Below are 4,515 nucleotides of genomic sequence, written 5' to 3'. Positions count from 1 at the left end.
CGAACCAGCCGAACCTGCCGGACCATTCGGGCTTGCCGGAGCAGGTGAACTTGCCGGACCGGGCGAACCTGCCAAACCTACCGAGTTCGCCGCAGCCTCCGGGGCAGGCGCAGTCGCCGCGGCCGCTCGAGGTATCCGATGCGCTGGGATCGCCGGTGTCATCAGAGCGGCAGCCGGGATCGGAGCAGCTGTCGGGGTATCCGAAACCATCGCTTACTTCGCCTGCACTGCCGGTGGCGTCGGACAGCCCATCGGGGCTGTCGGCGGTGGATCGGCCGTGGCTGCCGCCCGCAGCGCCGGAGACCTCCGGGGCGGGTGATCGGCAGCGGATGCCCGGGCCAGGGGGTGAGCCGTCGGTGCCGAGCGGCCCACAGCACGTCGCACCCGCACCGCCGTCCTGGGCGTCAGCGCCGGGGGTGCCGCCGGGCGGGCAGATGCCCTCCTGGCAGTCGCCCGCCGACCCGTACCTCACTGTGCCGGAACACGAATGGGGCCACGGAACGTCGGCATCGACCCAGCCGCCGGCGGGCGCGACCGCCGCGCCGACGCCATCGTCCGGCTACCCAATGTCCCCGGCGATGCCGCCCATGCCGCCGCCGGGACCCGGATCCACCGGGGCGAGCCGAGGCCGCTCGGTGGCCGCGAACGGCCGCCGTCGAGCCGAGCCCCGCGGTAACGGTGGCGAGATCGTGGTGCGTCCGCACACCGGATTCGGTGTCTCGGCGAGCTTCGATCCCGCGAACGGTCGGTTGCAGGCCGGTGTGGCGGAGGCCCGGGAGATCGGCGGCGTCTACGGCGAACTGGGTGAGATCCCGGCGGTGTTCTACCGATTCGATGGCCGGTTGTGGCTGCGCGTGGGTGAGCACGTCATGGATCTGGACGACTCGGCGGTGCGGGCACAGTGGCAGCAGCCGGAGAAACGCACGGCGCGGTTCACCGTCACCGCCGGTGACCGGGTACTGGTCGATATCGGCTATCGCTCGATCGGTGGCGATCTCGATATCGGCCTGTTCATCCGGGACACACTCGCGGATCCGGACCGCCGATCCCGGATCTTCACCGGGTAGCCGAGCGGCCGGTTCACCGGAACTTCGCCGATCCGTCGCCGAATGTTCGGGCACTCGAGCGAGTGTGGGCACGACGTCGTGTCGTCCCGATGGGCGGCCGCAACGAGAGGAGACACCGTGCGACTGGGTCCACCCGCCGACGACGAACTGCGCCGGAACTTCGAGGCCGCCCTGACCTCGGTTCGCGAGGGCGGCGGTGTCAGCTCGGCGACCGGTCTCGATATGGAGACCGAGGGTGCGCTGTGGGCGATCGCACGCGCCCACCCGCGCATCGACGACGACCTGATCGCCGCTGCTCGCCGCGCCTTCGCCGGACAGCTGGACGGCTCGAACGCGGCCGCGCGCCGCGCCCGGATCGCGCACATGACCGCGCCGGCCGATCCGGATCGCGCATAGCGCACCCGGGATGACGCCGAGTGCGCCACCACATATGTTCAATGCCGACAGGTGCCGGACGAGGAGATGGCTGCGACGTGACGAGACCAGCGGAAGAGGCGCTCGAGGGGAGCGGTCTCGCGGGGGAGGGCCGGGTATCGGATGGCTCCGAGCAGGCCGCGGTGACCGCGGCGGTGCTCGGGGAACCCGTCGATGAGCCGGATATCGGGTTCACCCTCGGCGGGGTAGCAGCCCCCGAGCCTGACGTCGATCCCGCCACGCGGGCAAGGCAACTCACCCACCGCATCGCCCGGGAACTGGCCGCCGCGGGCCCGCGTGGCTGGCGGCGAATGGACGCCGTCTTCGCGCTCACCGTGGCCACCGAGGTGGTGCACGTCTTCTTCGCGACCGACGAGAGCACGGTCCGTGTCCAGCCGCCACAGTCGGTCCTCGAGCTCATCCGCGAGCACCGCGGGCTGGCGGCGCGGCTGGGCGACGGACCCTGGTGGCGAATGCTGGTGTCGCTGGACGATTCCGGCAAGCTGGAGGCCGACTACGACTATGGCGACGTGCCCTTCCCCGACGACTATCTGTTCCCGGCACCGGCGTACCGTGCCGATCTCGCCGAGTATCCGCGCACCCGGCTCCCGGTCTGGCTGGCTGCTTATGTACACCACGACGGTCGCCAGACCCGCTCGCCCCGTACGGCTTTCGCGCAGGCCGGTGCCGACCGGGCCGCCGAGGTCGCGGCTACCGTGGCCGACAACGATTTTCCCCCTTTCCCGCTGATGTGGGCCCGCTGGGCAGTGATCGCGGCGACCTTCGTGGGAGCGGAATCACAATGGGGCCCTAGAGTATTGCCGTCGCTGGCCTGGTTCGAAGGCGCCAAACGCAGCGGCTCCACCCTGTACGCCCTACCCGGCGGCCGCGCCGTGCTGTCCGGCGGCGTATGGGACGCGCCCACCCTGGACGCGGTCTACAACGCGGGCGCACCCATGCCCCGGTTCTATGCCGGAGCACCGGAGTGGGTGGCGAACCCGGTCGTGAACCCGCGTGCCGCCAACGGTCTGCTGTCCTTCTGCTACTGGTGGGAGAACGGCCACTGGTATCGCGGCGAGTCTCCATCCGCGACCGAACTCGCCAGCGCGCTGCCGGGCATGTGGACGGTCGAGACCGTGGTGGATCTGGTGTCGAGGCTGGTCGCCGAGCAGCCGACCGAGCAGCAACGCGAGTCGGTGGCCGCTCTGGTCTCGGCCGCGGAGGCGGCTGCGGTAACCCGGGATCATCTGGTCGAGACGTTTGGTGACACCGGTTCGTTCGATATCGACTCCGCGCTCTATCAGCTCACCATGGCCGGGGTGACCGTCGCGACCCGCTAACGGGCCGCGCGTGGTATCGATTCGCCACAGGCACAGGCAATTCGATGTCTCGACGGATCGTATTCACAGCTCGTTCACTCGCGGCCGTTAGCGTTTCGATGCCGTAGGTCGAGGTGAATGTAGGAGCGGGGAGTGGGCGAGACCGTAAATCCTTGGCCTGGGCTCAAACAGCAGGCGGGCAACGGGCTGATTCAGGTCGCCGAAGGGGTGGCGCAGGAGGCCGCGGGATTCGCCGCCGATGTGGCGAACGCACTCGTCGATATGAAGTCCTATGTCTCGAATCTGACCGAGCATACGGGCTTCAGCGATAACGGGCATTTGCAGCGGGCGCTGCAACTGGCGGGGAACTTCGATATCGAGGGTGGTCGACTCGCCGAAATCCTCGATATCTACCTCGATATGGTCAATTCGCTGGGCGAGACCCTTGTGATCGCGGGGAAGCTCTACGACAATGCCGAGCAGGATTCCGGGGACGCGTTCAACGGGCTGAAGCGGCAGTCCCTGGAGGATTCGCCGAACAGTGAGCGGCCCAGGTACATCGGCGAGGATATTCCCCACTGGCCGGGCGACGATCAGACGGCGGCCACGGCGTACGACAACCACTTCAAGAACCTCGAGGATCGGGCCGCCGCTGCCGGAGGCGTGCACGCCGCCATTACGCCCGAGAACCCGTACAACCACCTGCACGACGGTGCGTGGTTCGTCAAGGTACGCGAGGGCATCAGCACGTCCGCCGTTTCGTGCTGCTCCGGGGAATGGGGATGGTTCGCCGATCGCATCAGTGGCGATTTCGAGAATCTCACGGGTCGGCTGGCCCGAATGGAGCAGGACGAATCGTGGACCGGTGACGGCGCCAACGGCGTCATCAACGCCGCCAGGCTGTTTCAGGCGCAGGCGAACGACTTCTCCGCGGATCTGCGTGTCATGGCGGACAACCTGCTCTACATCGCGGGCTGGCTGCGCTATACCCGCGACAGCATGCCCGAACGCTGGGAGTCGGAGTGGGACAACAACCACGAGGACTACGACTCGGTCAAACTCGGATATGCCCAGGCGTTCGAGAACTGGTACGTCACCGGAATGCGCAACTCCAGCGCGGCCATTCCGAAACTGACCGACCCGACCGATCCGACCGCCGGCCTGGAGGATCCGGGCGACCGTGGCAACAACGGCGGTGACAACTCCGGCGGCGGCAACAACGGTGGCGGTGGCAACGGTGGCGGTGGCAACGGTGGCGGTGGTAGCGGTGGCGGCGGCGGTGGAAACAGTGGCGGCGGACTGAGTCCGGGATTCCAGAGCCAGATGGCCGCCCTGTCGCAGCAGGCGGGCAGGGACACCGGTTCGACCACTACGGCTGCGGACGCGCGGTACCAGAACGCGAATCGGACCACGCCGGATTCGCGCTACGGTCAGCAGCCCACCGGTCAGCAGTCCACCGGTCAGGACGGCCAGCAGGCCCTGCAGCAGTTGCAGAGCGCCATGCAGCAGGGGCTGCAATCGGCCCAGCAGGCCGCCCAGCAGGCGCTGTCCCAGGCACAACAGTCCGATCTGGCCGACCGGATGGCGAACACGCCGTTGTCGGGATTGCCCGCCGCGCTCAACGACATTGCCAAGAAAGCCGGTGGCGGCGGGCCGAAGGGCGGTGGCGGCGCACCCGGTGGCGGCGGACCGCAGACCAGCCTCGCCCGGGACTC

3 protein-coding genes and 1 pseudogene are annotated in these 4,515 nt (G+C 68.7%); all 4 read left to right on the top strand.

What is annotated here, in order from left to right:
- Positions 1–233 precede the first annotated feature (233 nt).
- Positions 234–1,067, top strand: a complete 834-nt coding sequence (locus QK444_RS32865; RefSeq protein WP_282785945.1) for a hypothetical protein — start codon at positions 234–236, stop codon at positions 1,065–1,067.
- A 117-nt stretch (positions 1,068–1,184) separates the two neighbouring features.
- Positions 1,185–1,463 (top strand): hypothetical protein, encoded by a 279-nt coding sequence (locus QK444_RS32860; protein ID WP_282785944.1) that lies wholly within the window; start codon positions 1,185–1,187, stop codon positions 1,461–1,463.
- A 77-nt stretch (positions 1,464–1,540) separates the two neighbouring features.
- A complete protein-coding gene (locus QK444_RS32855; RefSeq protein ID WP_282785943.1) occupies positions 1,541–2,821 on the top strand; it encodes a hypothetical protein in 1,281 nt (426 codons plus the stop codon).
- 132 nt (positions 2,822–2,953) lie between these two features.
- Positions 2,954–4,515, top strand: a pseudogene (locus QK444_RS32850) (hypothetical protein); the annotation flags it as partial.

The organism is Nocardia sp. CC201C (assembly GCF_030010695.1).
Taxonomy (GTDB): Bacteria; Actinomycetota; Actinomycetes; order Mycobacteriales; family Mycobacteriaceae; genus Nocardia; species Nocardia otitidiscaviarum.
The sequence above is the reverse complement of the archived record's forward strand: the minus strand, read 5'-3'. Positions and strand labels throughout refer to the sequence as shown.